This window comes from Halorubrum sp. SP9 (assembly GCF_005435015.1).
GTDB classification, from domain to species: domain Archaea; phylum Halobacteriota; class Halobacteria; order Halobacteriales; family Haloferacaceae; genus Halorubrum; species Halorubrum sodomense.
The window spans coordinates 11753-25378 of sequence record NZ_SGXU01000004.1 but is presented as its reverse complement, the minus strand read 5'-3'; the positions used below and the strand labels follow the sequence as shown (position 1 = coordinate 25378).

At 71.5% G+C, this 13626-nt stretch carries 16 protein-coding genes; 10 read left to right on the top strand and 6 right to left on the bottom strand.

Translation table 11 applies throughout. From position 1 onward, the window contains the following. Positions 1 to 157 precede the first annotated feature (157 nt). The 3 genes from EXE45_RS03825 (at position 158) to EXE45_RS03815 (ending at position 3175) form a co-directional block, all read left to right on the top strand. Positions 158 to 1102 carry a DUF4013 domain-containing protein gene (locus EXE45_RS03825; protein ID WP_137693589.1) on the top strand — a complete coding sequence of 315 codons (945 nt, stop codon included), beginning with the start codon at positions 158 to 160 and terminating at the stop codon, positions 1100 to 1102. Positions 1103 to 1127: 25 nt separating this feature from the next. Further along, positions 1128 to 2195: an mRNA surveillance protein pelota gene (locus tag EXE45_RS03820; protein ID WP_137693588.1), complete on the top strand. Its 1068-nt coding sequence runs from the start codon at positions 1128 to 1130 to the stop codon at positions 2193 to 2195. 401 nt (positions 2196 to 2596) lie between these two features. Continuing rightward, positions 2597 to 3175, top strand: a complete 579-nt coding sequence (locus EXE45_RS03815) for a hypothetical protein (RefSeq protein WP_137693587.1) — start codon at positions 2597 to 2599, stop codon at positions 3173 to 3175. 22 nt (positions 3176 to 3197) lie between these two features. Here the strand turns inward: EXE45_RS03815 and EXE45_RS03810 are convergent, their stop codons facing one another. From EXE45_RS03810 to infB, 4 genes are all read right to left on the bottom strand, one after another. Then, entirely contained in the window at positions 3198 to 3524 is a 327-nt protein-coding gene (locus EXE45_RS03810; protein ID WP_092920296.1) for a hypothetical protein, read from the bottom strand. 61 nt (positions 3525 to 3585) lie between these two features. Continuing rightward, positions 3586 to 3765, bottom strand: a complete 180-nt coding sequence (locus tag EXE45_RS03805) for a hypothetical protein (RefSeq protein ID WP_137693586.1) — start codon at positions 3763 to 3765, stop codon at positions 3586 to 3588. A 61-nt stretch (positions 3766 to 3826) separates the two neighbouring features. Further along, entirely contained in the window at positions 3827 to 4135 is a 309-nt protein-coding gene (locus EXE45_RS03800) for an amphi-Trp domain-containing protein (RefSeq protein WP_092920294.1), read from the bottom strand. Between the two features lie 81 nt (positions 4136 to 4216). Then, positions 4217 to 6010, bottom strand: a complete 1794-nt coding sequence (infB, locus tag EXE45_RS03795) for a translation initiation factor IF-2 (protein WP_137693585.1) — start codon at positions 6008 to 6010, stop codon at positions 4217 to 4219. Positions 6011 to 6232: 222 nt separating this feature from the next. On the opposite strand from infB, the gene EXE45_RS03790 reads away from it, so the two are divergent. The 3 genes from EXE45_RS03790 to EXE45_RS03780 all read left to right on the top strand — a co-directional run bounded on the left by EXE45_RS03790 (position 6233) and on the right by EXE45_RS03780 (position 8139). Further along, positions 6233 to 6478, top strand: coding sequence for a PRC-barrel domain-containing protein (locus EXE45_RS03790; protein WP_092920292.1), 246 nt, complete (start codon positions 6233 to 6235; stop codon positions 6476 to 6478). Continuing rightward, the gene (locus EXE45_RS03785; protein WP_092920291.1) at positions 6478 to 6936 is read left to right on the top strand and encodes an NOB1 family endonuclease; all 459 of its coding nucleotides are present in this window, start codon (positions 6478 to 6480) and stop codon (positions 6934 to 6936) included. The genes EXE45_RS03790 and EXE45_RS03785 overlap by 1 nt, the downstream gene beginning before the upstream one ends. Before the next feature lie 102 nt (positions 6937 to 7038). Further along, entirely contained in the window at positions 7039 to 8139 is a 1101-nt protein-coding gene (locus EXE45_RS03780; protein ID WP_137693584.1) for a DUF2891 domain-containing protein, read from the top strand. Here EXE45_RS03780 and uppS read toward each other — a convergent pair. Next, the gene (uppS, locus tag EXE45_RS03775; RefSeq protein WP_092920289.1) at positions 8136 to 9131 is read right to left on the bottom strand and encodes a polyprenyl diphosphate synthase; all 996 of its coding nucleotides are present in this window, start codon (positions 9129 to 9131) and stop codon (positions 8136 to 8138) included. The genes EXE45_RS03780 and uppS overlap by 4 nt on opposite strands. 65 nt (positions 9132 to 9196) lie before the next feature. On the opposite strand from uppS, the gene lwrS reads away from it, so the two are divergent. The 4 genes from lwrS to EXE45_RS03755 all read left to right on the top strand — a co-directional run bounded on the left by lwrS (position 9197) and on the right by EXE45_RS03755 (position 11221). Then, positions 9197 to 9580 (top strand): LWR-salt protein, encoded by a 384-nt coding sequence (gene lwrS, locus EXE45_RS03770; protein ID WP_137693583.1) that lies wholly within the window; start codon positions 9197 to 9199, stop codon positions 9578 to 9580. Between the two features lie 100 nt (positions 9581 to 9680). Further along, the gene (locus EXE45_RS03765) at positions 9681 to 10334 is read left to right on the top strand and encodes an HAD family hydrolase (protein WP_092920287.1); all 654 of its coding nucleotides are present in this window, start codon (positions 9681 to 9683) and stop codon (positions 10332 to 10334) included. A gap of 34 nt (positions 10335 to 10368) precedes the next feature. Continuing rightward, complete coding sequence (locus tag EXE45_RS03760; protein ID WP_092920286.1) at positions 10369 to 10713, top strand: PadR family transcriptional regulator; 345 nt, start codon at positions 10369 to 10371, stop codon at positions 10711 to 10713. Between the two features lie 25 nt (positions 10714 to 10738). After that, on the top strand, positions 10739 to 11221 hold the full coding sequence (locus EXE45_RS03755) for a CopG family ribbon-helix-helix protein (protein WP_092920285.1): 483 nt from the start codon (positions 10739 to 10741) through the stop codon (positions 11219 to 11221). Positions 11222 to 11261: 40 nt separating this feature from the next. Here the strand turns inward: EXE45_RS03755 and EXE45_RS03750 are convergent, their stop codons facing one another. Then, on the bottom strand, positions 11262 to 13511 hold the full coding sequence (locus EXE45_RS03750) for an AAA family ATPase (protein WP_137693582.1): 2250 nt from the start codon (positions 13509 to 13511) through the stop codon (positions 11262 to 11264). Between the last annotated feature and the right edge of the window lie 115 nt (positions 13512 to 13626).

Here is a 13626-nt window from a genome sequence, read left to right as displayed (position 1 = left end):
AAGCCGCGGACGGGGGTGCGACCGCCGAAGGGCGGCCGCAGGTGGGTTGTCAGAGGCACACGATTGTCCCGCGCGGCCAGCCCACAATACTCCCCGGAGTGATATAAACGCTCGGGCCGGGGACCATTTATGCTGCTCCCGTTCTGTACCAAGTCACATGCTCACCGCGGCCGCGGCGGCGCTGGCGCGAACCGACGACGCGGCTGGCGTCGTCCTCGTGGGCGGCGCCGTGACCCTGCTCGCGTGGGTCCTGACGCCGCTGTGGCTCGTCGGCGTCCTCTTCGTCAGCCCGGCGGTCGCCGTCGCGGCCCCGGTCGCGCTCGCGCCGTCGCTCGTCGCGCGCGGCTACTTCGTCCGCGTCACGCGCCTCGCGGTCGAGGCCGGGAACGCGGACGGCGCGCCGTCGCTCGTCGCGTGGGGCGAGTTGGTCAGGGACGGCGCCAAGTCGGCGCTGCTGTCGGCCGTCCTCCTCGCACCGCTCGCTGGCGGCCTCGCGGTCGCCGGCGGGGGCGTCGCCGCGCTCGTCGGCGCGTACCTCCTCGCGTTCGCGTACGTCCGGCCGGCGGCGCTCGCCGCGTTCGCCGCGTCCGGGCGGCTCAGGGACGGACTGGATCCGCGGACGGTGGCCGGCGTGGCCGCGACCGGACCGTACGCCACCGGGTGGGCGCTCGCGGTCGGGGCGCTCGCGGTCGGCTACGCGGTCGCGGCGCCCGCGGCGCCGCTGGTCGTCGGGGTCGCGCTCGCGTTCGCGGCCCGCGTCGTCGCCCACGGGCTCTACGGACGAGGTGCGGCCGACGCCTTGGGGGGAGACGCGACGAGAGGCCCAGCCGCTCGGCCCGACCCCGACGAGCGCGGGGTTCACAGCACCGTCCGGTCGCCCGAGTCATCGCCGGTCCCGGTCGTGTCGGGCGACGGCGGGCGACCGATCCGGAGCGAGCCGTCGGCAGCGGTACAGGTCGGCCGCGCCGTCCCGATCGGTGACGGGAGCGACGGCAACGGAAACGACGGGACGGGTGCGGAGAAGGCGGCCGGGGCGAACGAGCCGGACGAAACCGGCTTCGAGTGGGGGTCGGTCCTGAACGACGCGGAAGACAAGAGTTGATACGGCCGCGAGCGAACCGACGGGCATGCGCATCTCCGAGCGGGGGTACGGCGAGGAGGGCCGGGAGCGGCTCACGCTGGTCCCCGAGAACGTGGACGACCTCTGGCACCTCGCGCACGTCCTCGAACCCGGGGACCTCGTCGAGGGCGACACCACCCGACGCATCCAGCGGAACGACGACCAGATGCGGGACACCGGCGGGCAGCGCGAGCACATCTTCGTCACGCTGGAGGTGGAGGACGTGGAGTTCGCGCGGTTCGCCAACCGCCTCCGCGTCTCCGGGGTCATCGTCGGCTGCTCGCGGGAGGACCAGCTCAACGCCCACCACACGCTCAACGTCGAGGAGCACGACGAGATAACCGTCGAGAAGCATTTCAAGCCGGACCAGACCGAGCGGCTTCAGGAGGCGACGGAGGCCGCGGAGAACCCCGACGTGGCCATCGCGACCGTCGAGGAGGGCGCGGCCTACGTCCACACGGTCCAGCAGTACGGCACCGAGGAGTACGCCTCGTTCACGAAGCCGACCGGGAAGGGCGAGTTCTCCCGGCCGCGCGAGGAGCTGTTCGCGGAGCTGGGCGAGGCGCTCGCGCACCTCGACGCCGACGCCGTGATCCTAGCGGGACCGGGGTTCACCAAGCAGGACGCGCGCGACTACATCGACGAGGAGTACCGCGACCTCTCGGACCGGATCACCACCGTCGACACCTCCGCCGCGGGCGACCGCGGCGTCCACGAGGTACTCAAGCGCGGCGCGGTCGACGAGGTCCAGAAGGAGACTCGCATCTCGAAGGAGGCGAGCCTCATCGACGAGCTGACCGAGAACATCGCCAAAGAGGAGAAGGCGACGTACGGCCCCGACGACACCGCCGAGGCCTCCGAGTTCGGCGCGGTCGAGACGCTGCTCGTCGTCGACGAGCGCCTCCGGACGGAGCGGCAGGGGGACGGCGACTGGGAGATCGACGTCAACGAGGTGATCGAGTCGGTCGAGCGGCAGGGCGGCGACGTGGTCGTCTTCTCCTCGGAGTTCGCCCCCGGCGAGCAGCTCGCCAACCTCGGCGGTATCGCCGCAATCTTACGCTACCGGCTCCAGTGAGCGGCTGACAGTCGAAATGCGGTGGCGCGTGCCTGCGAGGCCGCCCCGCGGCCGAGCAGCACGCGCGAGGGAGTCGGCCGCCCGGAGCGAAGCGGAGGGCGGCCGACGAGGCTGGGGAGGTGTGAGGTGCTGGGCGGTGCGGGGCGGGACTCGAAGGGGCAGCCGCGAGGGAGGCGCAGGCGACGCAAGCACTGGAAGGAGCGAGTGTAACGAGCGACTGAAGCGCGCAGCGAGCGTGCGCCTCCCTCGCGGCTGGGGCTTCGGCGGTCGTGTTCGAGTCGGTGAGCACGTATCACATAGCGGCCGAGCCTTCGGTGGCTCGGCCCACGAGCCGTCCGCTACGAAAGCAGTCACGTATAGCGGCCGTGACCTTATGAGAGCGCGTCGCCAACCCCGGGTCGATGGCGGACCGATCCGGCGGTGACGGGAGCGTCTCGACGACCGCCGACCCCGAAAGCGCCGACGACGTCAACGGCGATCCGATCTCGGCCGACGCCGAGGCCCTCCCCGACGACCTCGACGATGCGGGCGTCGACGAGGCGGTGAAACGGCGGCTCCGCGAGGCGTACCTCAACGACGAGGAGAACGTGCTGATCGTCACGCGGGTGCGCTCCGTCGGCAACCGCGTCGCCGTCGAGATGCGCCCGCCCCACGGCGACGCGACCCACACTGAGCGGTTCGACGCGCCCCGCGACGGGTCGCTTCGGGAGTCGAAAAAGTTCCTCGAATTTCTCGAGGCTGCGGGCGTCTCGCCGCTGGACGTCGACGAACTCGTCGGGACCCGGGTGCCGGCGACGTACGACCCGGAAACCGGCTGGCGCGTCGACCCAGAGTACCGCGGCGAGTCGGCGGAAGGCGGCGAAAACCGGTTCGCGGCGGCCCGCGAGTGGCTCTGGACCTACCGGGCGTGGCTCCTCGCGGCGCTGCTCGTCGGCGGCGAGTTGGCGTTCGTCGCGGTGATCATCCTCGTGTACGCCTGAGTCGAAGTCGCGGCGCGTCGGCTCAAAGCACGCGGAGTCGGTACCCCTCGGCGGCGGTCTCGTCGGTGACGCGCCCCGCATCCAGCGCCGCGTCGAGGACCTCGGCGACGAACTCCTTCGGCACCTCGACGCCGATGAAGTCGGTGCCTTCGCGCGCGGTCGTGAGCCGTGCCATTGTTCGCTTCGTACCGTCGTCGTTATAGACGCTCCCGACGCGCTCGCCGTCGCGGAGGAACCGCAGCGTCACGTCGGTCGGTTCGAGCGCGTCGAAGCGTACCTCGAACACCCGGTCGTCGCTCTCCAGCCGCGCGAGGATCGCGCCGTCGTGTTCGACCGCAGTAGTCTCCATACGTCGCCTACGCGCTCGACACACATAACGGCGACACGCGGTCGACGGTCGCGCTCGGGCGTCAGTCCGAGTCCTCGGCGTCCAAGTAGCCGATCACCGCCTGCGGCGCCACGACGGAAACGAATATCAGCACGCCGATCAGGAGGTCGTCGCTCAGGCTGGTCGCGACGCGACCGCCGTACGCCAACGCCAGCCCGGCAGCCATGAACAGGAGGACGACCGCGTTCTCTCGGGAGACCATGCGCGTCGCTGACCGCTCGAACGACAAATACTCTGTGGGGCGGTACTCGACGCCGCGCCGCTCACTCGACGGTCGGCGCCTCCTCGTCGGTCGTCCCCGGGATCTCGAGTTCGATCTCGAGCGCCCGTTCGCCGTACCCCTCGTACTCGACCTCGAGTTCGACGGGCTCGCCGAACGAGAACGGGAGCGTCCACTCGTCGCCGGTGAGGGTGAGCTCGTCGCCCTCCTGAAGCTGCTCGCCGACTTCGACGAGGAAGCGGCCGGCCTCGGCGGCAGTCAGGCGGTACTCCTGTTCGAAGTCTCGGCCCTCCCTGATGAGGGTCAGGTCGTCTTCGGGCTCGTCTCGCGAGTCGGTGTCCGTCGCTGTCATCCCCCGCTGATTGCCGGCGCACGCGAATAAGCCGTGCGGTGAGGGGGTCGACCGTGCGGTGAGGAGCCTCGACCGCGCTCGTCACTTCCCCCAGAAGGGGTCGCGCTTGCGGCGCGTGTCGAGGTACCCCTGGAGCGCCTCGCGCTCGTCGGCGGTGATCTCCTCCTTCAGTTCCTGTTCTAAGATCTTCGCGTGTTTCTCGGGCACCTCGGTCCAGAGCGTGTCGCCCTCCTCGATGTCGCGGCCGACGGTCGGCCCGTCGATGGCGATGCTGACGCGCTCGCCCGAGCGCGCCTCGTCGACGTCCTCGCCCTGCTTTTGAATCCCGGAGAGGCCGCCGACGCGCTCGAACTCGTTGCCCTCGAAGAAGCCGACGTTGCGGTTGTTCTGGAGCGTGCCGGAGATGATCTCGACGCCGACGACCGCGGGGTCGTTCTGCCGGAACGTGTGGTCGGGGAGGATGCGGAAGCGGGCGGGGCGGACGACCTTGTCTAACACCGTCTCCTGTTGCGCGCGCTGCTTCTCCTCGACGTAGCGCTCGTAGTCCTCGACCAGCTGGTAGATGACCTCGTTCTTGAACAGCTTCACGTCCGCGTTCTCGAGGTCGGACTCGGCGTTCTGGAGGAGGTCGACGTTGAACCCGAGGATCGCCTTGTGCTCGTCCTGGTTGGCGGTCTCCGCGACCGCGATGTCGCGCGGCGCGATGTCGCCGACCTCGGCGCGGAGGATGGGGACCTCGGCCTCGCGGAGGGCGTTCGCCATCGCCTCCAGCGAGCCGAGCGTGTCCGCCTTGACGACGACGCCGTTGTCGGCCGTCTCGACCTCGATCTCCGCCAGTTCCGCCTTCACCTCCTCGACGACCTCGTCGACGGTGCGGTCGCGGACGACGCGGACCGGCGCGCCCGCCATCGCCTCGTCGAGGTCGGGCGCGGCGATCTTCACGCCGGCCGCGGCGCCGATCTCCCCGACCTTCTCGAACTCCTTTTCGGTGCGGATCTCCGCGAGGGGGCGCGGGCGGAGCAGCGCGCGGACCTCGGTGACGATCGGCTCGTCTTGCCCCCCGACGACGACGGTGTCGCCGTTGCGGATCACGCCGTCGTAGACGACGGTGTCGACGGTGGCACCGAACCCGCGCTCGTCTTTCACTTCGAGGACCGTCCCCTCGCCCGGCCCCGTGACGTCGATCGCCATCTCCTCTTTCATGAACCGCTGGGAGAGGCCCATCAGGACGGTGAGGAGGTCCGGAACGCCCTCGCCGGTGAGCGCCGACAGCGGGACGACGCCGATGTTCTTCTGGAAGTCCTGGACGCGCCAGTAGAGGTCCGCGGAGAACCCGGCGTCGGAGAGCTGACCGATGATCTCGTAGAGGTTCTCGTCGAGCATCGACTTCGCGCGCTCGGACTGCGCCTCCATGCTCCGCTGGATCGGCTCGCCGTCCTGCGGGTTCCACCCGGGCGTCGTGTCGACCTTGTTGGCGGCGACGACGAAGGGGGTGCCCGTCCGGCGGAGGATGTCGATCGCCTCCTCCGTCTGCGGCTGGAAGCCGTCGTTGACGTCGACGACGAGTACCGCGATGTCGGCGAGCGCGCCGCCGCGGGCGCGCAGCGTCGAGAAGGAGTGGTGGCCCGGCGTGTCGATGAACAGCAGGCCGGGGAGGTCGAAGTCGGACGGGTCGATGAGCTCGCCCGCCATCCCGGAGATGGTGTCGAGCGGGATGTCCGTCGCCCCGATGTGTTGGGTGATCGCGCCGGCCTCGCCCTCGCTGACGGCGGAGCCGCGGATCGTGTCGAGCAGGCTCGTCTTGCCGTGGTCGACGTGGCCCAGCACGGCGACGATGGGGGTTCGCAGGGTGTCCGCGTGTGTGTGGTCGGTCATATGTGATCGCCCCGAGAAGGTTATACCGTCTCTTCCGCCCGGCCGTCAGTTAAGCCTTTCAAAATGCCGCGACGAACCGCGACGGCGGAGCCGGACCGTCCGGTCGTGGTTCGGCCGGTCGTGGTTCGGCCGGTCGTGGTTCGGCCGGCGACGAGCGCTCTCGCGTCGGTCGCCCGTCCGACGCCCCGTGGCGTTTAATACCGTCGCCCGGGACCGTGAGGTATGGTCGACATCCTCGCGGAGAACCTCTCCGGGAAGGCGGTAATGAGCGCCGACGGCACCGAACTCGGGGACCTGTACAACATCACGATGAACCTCGAGTCCGGAGAGCTGAACCACCTCCTCGTCAGCCCGCACGAGCAGCTCAGGCCCGAGCGCGTCGACTTCGAGGTCGACGAGATGGGGCGGCTCCGCGTCCCGGTCGCGAACGTCCAGGCGGTGAAAGACTACATCGTCGTCGCCCGCTGATGCAGGTCCTCGACTCGTCCGCGTTCATCCACGAGTACACGACCGACGACGACGTTGTCTCCATCCCGGCGGTCCACGACGAGCTCACCGGCGAGGTTGCCCTCCGCTTCGACGCGATGGAGGGTTCCGGAATGACCGTCCACGTCCCGGCGCCGGAGGCGGTCGACCGCGTCCGCCGCGCCGCGAAGGGGTCGGGCGACGCCGCGGAGCTGTCCGACACCGACGTCCGGCTGATCGCGACCGCCTTAGAGCTTCACGCGACGCTCGTCACCGACGACTACGCGATGCAGAACGTCGCCGAGCGGCTCGACCTCCCGGTGGAGGCCATCGCCCGCGACGGCATCTCCGAGGAGCGCGAGTGGCGCTTCCAGTGCGTCGGCTGTAACCGCACCTTCGACGAGAACAAGGAGCGGTGTCCGATCTGCGGCAGCGACCTGACGCGGAAGAACCCGGCGTGAGCGGGCCGAGAGCGTAGCGACGTCCGAACTGAAACTGATTCTGCGTGCCGGCGTCCCGCGGGCGACCGACCGATTGAACAGGCGCCCCGCCGACCGCTCGTCATGAACGCCTTCGAGGAGCTGTCGCCGGACGCGCTCCGCGCCGGACGGGCGGACGCCGTCGACGACGCCGTCGCGACGGCGCTGGCCGCCCACCCGCTCGACGGGGTCGAGACCGAGTATCCGCACTATCAGGGGGTCGTCGAGGGGGCGGAGGCGCCGCCGCGTCCCGCCGAGAGGCACCCGGTCTTTTACGGCTGTTTCGACTGGCACTCCGCGGTCCACAGCCACTGGGCGCTCGTCCGCGCGCTGCGGCTCGTCCCGAGTCACCCGAACGAGGCCGAGATCGCGGCGGGCATCGAGGGGCGGCTGACCCCCGAGAACGTCGCCCGCGAGGTCGCGTACCTCGACGAGAACCCCGGCTTCGAGGAGCCGTACGGCCGGTCGTGGCTGCTGCGGCTCGCCGCCGAGCTCGCCCTGTGGGACGACCCGCGCGCCGACGCGTGGCGCGAGGCGCTCCGCCCGCTGGAGGACCGAGTCCGCCGCGGGACCCGCGAGTCGTTCCTCGAGATCGACCGCCCGCACCGCGTCGGCACGCACGGCAACACCGCGTTCGCGCTCGCCGGCGTCCTCGACTACGCGCGGGTCGTCGGCGACGCCGACCTCGAACGCGAGGCCGAGGCGACGGCGCGCCGGCTCTACGGGGACGACACCGCCGCGGTCGTCGGCGCGGAGCCGGTCGGGTGGGACTTCCTCTCGCCCGCGCTGACGGAGGCGGACCTGCTGCGCCGCGTCCTCGATCCCGACCCGTTCGCGGCGTGGCTCGACGGCTTCCTCCCGGACCTCACCGCGCCGCCGCACGACGCGCTGCTGTCGCCCGTCGACGTCGAACCGGACGAGGGCGACGGCGCCGCGATACACCTGATCGGCCTCAACGTCTCCCGGGCGTGGTGTCTCGCGGGGCTGGCTGACGCGCTGGCAGAGGGGGACGGACCGGCGGCGGCCCGGCTCCGCGAGCCGCTGGACGAGGCGGCGCGCCGTCACGCCGAGGCGGGGGCCGCGGACGTGCTCACCGACGACTACGCGGGGTCGCACTGGCTCTCCTCGTTCGCGCTGTACCTGCTGACGCGGCGCGAGGACGGGATCGCGCCGGGGGCGTGTTAGTCGGCCCCCGTGGAGTCCGCGGCGTCGCCGTCGATCCGACCGCCCGAGTCGCCGTCGCCCGGACCAACGCCGTCGCGTTCGGTGATACCGAGGGCGTCGTCGGAGAGGTCGCTCCCGTCGAGCCGGGGGACGCGCTCGCGAAGCCGAGCGGCCGCGGCGCGGGCCTCCGCGAACTCCACCTCGGCCAGCGCGCGCACCAGCGCGGCGGCCCGCTCCGCCCGGGCCCGCTGCCACGACTCCTCTCGCGACTCGTAGGTGCGGATCGCGCGCAGGAAGTCGGCCTCGGAGAACTCCGGCCAGTACGGCGCACAGAAGTAGACGGCGGCCTCGTTGCCGTTCGCGTGCCACGGGAGGAAGTTCGAGGTGCGCTCGTCGCCGCCGGTGCGAACGATCAGGTCCACGTCGCGGATCGGGCGGTCGTACAACCGGGATTCGACGGCATCGATGTCGACGTCTTCCGGGTCCATCTCGCCGGCCTCGACGTCGCGGGCGATGGCGCGCGCGGCGTCCAGCAGCTCGGTCCGGCCGCCGTACGCCAGCGCGACGTTGAGCGTGAAGCGGTCGTTGTCGGCGGTGCGTCGCTCCGCGTAGTCGACCGCGTCGCGGACGCGGGGCGGGAGCCGGGGCACGTCGCCGATGGCCCGGACGCGAACCCCCTGCTCGTGGACGCGGTCGGCGTCGGCGAACTCGCGCAGCTTGTGTTCCAACAGGTCGAAGAGGGGTTCCAGCTCCTCGTCCGGGCGAGCGAAGTTCTCGGTGGAGAAGGCGTAGAGGGTGAGCTCCGAGACGCCGAGGTCGGCGCACCAGTCGAGGACGCGCTCGGTGGTGTCGGCGCCGGCGCGGTGGCCCTCGGGCGCGTCGTCGCCGCGCTCGCGGGCGTACCGCCGATTGCCGTCCTGGATGACGGCGACGTGGTCGGGGACGTCGTCGATCTCACGGCGGAGGTGTCGCCGGTACGCGCGCCCGACGAGCCCGCGGAGTCGGTCCAGCATCTTCCCTGACACAGACGGCTGAGCGGTATGTACTTTTACCCTCCGAGTCCCTCTCGCCTCCACGGATGGAGGCCGCGTACGTCTTCCGCGTCGGCGTCCGGCTGGATCCGCCGGCCGCAACCGTCGACCCCGATCGGTTCGAGACGACGATGGAGATACCCGCGGACGACCCCGGAACCGACGGCTGGCTCTTCTTCCGCGACCGGCTGTGGCGCGGCGAGATCGGCGACGAGCCCTCGTTCCGGCGGCCGGCCGAGGAACGGCTGGGGATCGCGGACGCCGCGGGCGTCGAAGTCGCCGCAGCCGACTTCCGCGAGCTCCGGACCGACGAGGCGTACCTGGACGCGCTGAAGGCGGCGGTCGCCGACGACCTCGGCCGGTTCAACGCCGACTCGGTCGACGAGGTCCTGCGCAAGTACCTCGGTTCGTCCGTCCACGTGCGGGAGTGAGCGGTGACCCTCTGAACAGGACCAGGCGGACGGCCGCGGCCGCGACCCGGGCAACCGAACCCGCAACGCACTTGCCGGCCCCCGACGTACGGTGAGGTCGATGGCCCTCGCCGACTACGATTTCCACCTCTTCGACCTCGACGGGACCCTCGTCGACGCCGAGTGGGAGTACACTCGGACGGTGTTCGACCGCGTCGGCGACCGGCTGGGCCGCGAGTTCTCCGACCGCGAGGCCCGCGTCCTCTGGAACGGTCTCGGCGGCTCCCGCGCCGAGACGCTCCGCGAGATGGGGGTCGACCCCGACGCGTTCTGGCCCGCGTTCCACGCCGTGGAGGACCCGGTCGCCCGCGCGGAGGCGACGTACCTCCACGACGACGCCGCGCGCCTCCTCGACCGCGTGAGCGAGGTCGGCGGCCCGACCGGCCTCGTGACCCACTGTCAGGAGTTCCTGGCCGAGCCCGTCCTCGACCGCGTCGGCCTCGACGGCCGGTTCGACGCCGTCGTCTGCTGTACCGACGAGACGGGCTGGAAGCCCGATCCCGGTCCGATCGAGGCCGCGATGGGCGAACTCGGCGTCGACCCGAACCGGGGCCGCGGCTACTACGTCGGCGACGGCGAGAGCGACGTGGCGGCCGCCTGGAACGCCGGTCTCGACGCGGTCCACGTCGAGCGCGTCGGCCGCGACGAGCGCGGGCGGTGTATCCTCGGCGACCGGCGCGTCGACCGGCTCGACGAACTGGTGGACGCGTCGTGAGCGATTTGTTGCGTTCCGGGGCGAGGCGCGACCCATGACGAAGTGGTTCCACAGCGGCCGGCGCCGCGACCTCTGCGCGCTGCTGTACGACCACGGCGAGCTGCGCGCGCAGTCGCTGAAGAGCCGGCTCGAATCCCACTACGACGAGCGGATCGACCCCGGCTCCTTCTACGGGACCCTCTCCGCGCTGGTCGAGGCCGGCTACCTCGACCGCCGAACCGAGGGCATCGCGGACGTGTACGCGCTCACCGAGACGGGCGAGACAGCGCTGCTCGACCACTACGCGTGGCTCGGCGATCGGATCGAGGGAGGCGGAGGGCCGGGGGCGCGAGGCGCGAACCCGCCGACGGACGGCGGCGGTTCGGACCTCAACGATTAACAACTCCGGCGGCGTGAGTTAATATATGACGGTCGTCAGCGTGTCCATGCCGGAGGAGTTGCTCAATCGGATCGACCGGTTCGCCGACGAACACGGGTACACCGGCCGCAGCGAGGTCGTTCGCGAGGCCTCTCGGAACCTCCTCGGGGAGTTCGAGGACGCCAAGCTGGAGGACCGGAGCCTGATGGCCGTGGTGACGGTGCTTTTCAACTACGAGACGACGAACGTCGAAGAGCGGATGATGCGGCTGCGACACGAACAGGAGGGGATCGTCGCCTCGAACTTCCACAGCCACGTGGGGTCGCAGTACTGTATGGAGCTGTTCGTGCTGGAAGGCGAGCTGGCGGAGATATCGACGTTCGTCGGGAAGGTCCGCGCGACGAGGGACACGCTCACGGTCGATTACAGCGTCACGCCCGTCGACGAGTTCGGCGCCGGCGCGCTCGGAGAGGGGCACGCGCACGGACCCGGGCCGGACGACGAGACCGCTGCCACCGAGGAAGACTGAGGGCGGCGCGGGTCAGGCGGTCCGGACCGCGCTGTCTCGGTCAGGCGGTCCGCGGGCGGACGGACTCGAGCGCGGCGTCGAAGTCCTCGCCGGTAATTCCGACCTCGTCGGCGTGGTCGTTGGCCGCCTCGCCGTGTTCGTCTGCGACGCGCTCGATTGCGCGCATCGCGGCCGCCCGCGACAGCGAGGCGATCTCCGCGCCGGAGTACCCCTCGGTCTCGTCGGCGACCCGCTCCAAGTCCACGTCGTCGGTCAACGGCTTCTCGCGGGTGTGGACCTCCAGGATCTTGCGGCGCGCCTCGCGGTCCGGTTCGGGCACCTCGACGTGGGTCTCCAGGCGGCCGGGGCGGAGCAGCGCGGGATCGAGCGCGTCCCGCCGGTTGGTCGCCGCGAGAACGACGAGGTTCGGGTTGTCGCTGGCGCGGTCGAGCTCGGTCAACAGCTGCGAGACGACCCGCTCGCTCACGCCGGAGCCGTCGCCGCCTGCCGCGTCGCGGTCGGTCGCGACCGCGTCGATCTCGTCGAAGAAGACGATCGCCGGCGCGGCCTGGCGGGCGCGGTCGAACAGCTCGCGGACCGCCTTCTCCGACTCGCCGACGTACCGATCGAGCAGTTCGGGGCCGGCGACCTGGATGTAGTTGACGCCGCTCTCGCCGGCGATGGCGCGCGCGAGCAGCGTCTTCCCGGTGCCCGGCGGCCCGTGGAGGAGGACTCCGGTCGGCGGGTCGGCGCCGGCCGCGTCGAACAGCGGGCCGTACGACAGCGGCCACGTGACGGCGCGTTCCAGCTCCGCCTTCGCGTCGTCGAGGCCGCCGACGTCGGCGAAGTCGGTGGTCGGCTGCTCGGCGACGTACTCGCGCATCGCGCTCGGCTCGACGTTCGCGTGGGCGGCCTCGAAGTCCGCCTTGCCGACGGTCACGTCGTCGAGCGCGCGCGAGTCGGACTCCCGTGCGCGGCGGAGCGCGGTCATCGCCGCCTCCTGGGCGAGCCCCTCGATGTCGGCGCCGACGAACCCGTGCGTGCGGCTCGCGATCCGATCTAAGTCCACGTCGTCCGCGAGCGGCATCCGCCGCGTGTGGACGTCGAGGATCTGCCGACGGCCCGCCTCGCCGGGGACGCCGATCTCGATCTCCCGGTCGAACCGCCCGCCGCGCCGCAACGCCGGGTCGATCGTGTCGACGCGGTTGGTCGCCCCGATGACGATCACGTCGCCGCGGGCGTCGAGCCCGTCCATCAGCGAGAGCAGCTGGCCGACGACGCGGTTCTCCACGTCGCCGCCGTCGTCGCGCTTGCCCGCGATCGAGTCGATCTCGTCGAAGAAGACGATCGCAGGGGCAGCCTCGCGGGCCTCCGCGAACTTCTCGCGGAGCTTCTCCTCGCTCTCGCCCTTGTACTTCGACATGATCTCCGGCCCGTCGACGGTGACGAACGTCGCGTCGACCTCGTTGGCGACGGCGCGGGCGATCAGCGTCTTCCCGGTGCCCGGCGGCCCGTGGAGGAGGACCCCCTTCGGCGGGTCGATCCCGAGCCGGGTGAACACCTCCGGCTCGGAGAGGGGGAGCTCTATCGTCTCCCGGACCAGCTCCAGCTCCTCGTCGAGGCCGCCGATGTCCTCGTAGGTCGCGCCCGCGGTGTGTTCGGCCGGCGGGGAGTCACTGGCCTTCGGGCGCGCGCCGTCGCCGGGCGGGTCGGCCCCCGAGCCGGCGCCGGTCGCGGGTCCTCCGGCGCTGTCGCCCCGGGTCTTCGCCGGCGCGTCGGCGTCGCCGCTCGCCGGCTCCGCGTCGCCCTCGTACTCGACGGACACGTCGGTCGAGGACGTTATCCGGACCGTCCCCGCGGGCGCGGTCCGGGCGACCACGAAGCGGAGCCCGCCGAGCCGCTCGACGTGGACGGCCTCCCCCTCGGTGACGGGGCGGTCCCGGAGCTCGCGGGAGAGCGCCCGTTCGACCACCTCGCGGCTCACGTCGACCTCGGCGAGGCGGCCGGGAGCGGTCAGCGTCACGCGCTCCGCGTCGGAGACGTCGACGGGGGCGATGGCGACGGTGTCACCGACCTTCACGCCGGCGTTCGCGCGGGTGTCGGCGTCGATGAGCACGGTGCCGTCGGCGGCGTCCGGGCCGCCGGGCCACACCTTCGCGACCGCGGTGCGCTCGCCGCGCACCTCGACCGTGTCGCCGCTGAGGAGGGCGAGCCGCTTGCGGGCCGACTCGGGGAGCCTGGCGATGCCCCGGCCCGCGTCCCGCTTCTCGGCGGCACGCACCGTGAGCCGGAGCCCTGCGGTGTCGTTCATACCGCGTCGTTCTCGCCGGCGGCTCTTTACGCTTGTCCGGTCCCCTCCCCGTCATCGAACCGCGGTCCCGCGAGTCCCGACCGCAACCCCCTTCCCTCGGCCGGCCGCGATGGCT

Coding starts and splice junctions, on each gene's coding strand:
- EXE45_RS03825 (WP_137693589.1), top strand. CDS start 158: ATGCTCACCGCGGCCGCGGCGGCGCTGGCGCGAACCGACGACGCGGCT.
- EXE45_RS03820 (WP_137693588.1), top strand. CDS start 1,128: ATGCGCATCTCCGAGCGGGGGTACGGCGAGGAGGGCCGGGAGCGGCTC.
- EXE45_RS03815 (WP_137693587.1), top strand. CDS start 2,597: ATGGCGGACCGATCCGGCGGTGACGGGAGCGTCTCGACGACCGCCGAC.
- EXE45_RS03810 (WP_092920296.1), bottom strand. CDS start 3,524: ATGGAGACTACTGCGGTCGAACACGACGGCGCGATCCTCGCGCGGCTG.
- EXE45_RS03805 (WP_137693586.1), bottom strand. CDS start 3,765: ATGGTCTCCCGAGAGAACGCGGTCGTCCTCCTGTTCATGGCTGCCGGG.
- EXE45_RS03800 (WP_092920294.1), bottom strand. CDS start 4,135: ATGACAGCGACGGACACCGACTCGCGAGACGAGCCCGAAGACGACCTG.
- infB (WP_137693585.1), bottom strand. CDS start 6,010: ATGACCGACCACACACACGCGGACACCCTGCGAACCCCCATCGTCGCC.
- EXE45_RS03790 (WP_092920292.1), top strand. CDS start 6,233: ATGGTCGACATCCTCGCGGAGAACCTCTCCGGGAAGGCGGTAATGAGC.
- EXE45_RS03785 (WP_092920291.1), top strand. CDS start 6,478: ATGCAGGTCCTCGACTCGTCCGCGTTCATCCACGAGTACACGACCGAC.
- EXE45_RS03780 (WP_137693584.1), top strand. CDS start 7,039: ATGAACGCCTTCGAGGAGCTGTCGCCGGACGCGCTCCGCGCCGGACGG.
- uppS (WP_092920289.1), bottom strand. CDS start 9,131: ATGCTGGACCGACTCCGCGGGCTCGTCGGGCGCGCGTACCGGCGACAC.
- lwrS (WP_137693583.1), top strand. CDS start 9,197: ATGGAGGCCGCGTACGTCTTCCGCGTCGGCGTCCGGCTGGATCCGCCG.
- EXE45_RS03765 (WP_092920287.1), top strand. CDS start 9,681: ATGGCCCTCGCCGACTACGATTTCCACCTCTTCGACCTCGACGGGACC.
- EXE45_RS03760 (WP_092920286.1), top strand. CDS start 10,369: ATGACGAAGTGGTTCCACAGCGGCCGGCGCCGCGACCTCTGCGCGCTG.
- EXE45_RS03755 (WP_092920285.1), top strand. CDS start 10,739: ATGACGGTCGTCAGCGTGTCCATGCCGGAGGAGTTGCTCAATCGGATC.
- EXE45_RS03750 (WP_137693582.1), bottom strand. CDS start 13,511: ATGAACGACACCGCAGGGCTCCGGCTCACGGTGCGTGCCGCCGAGAAG.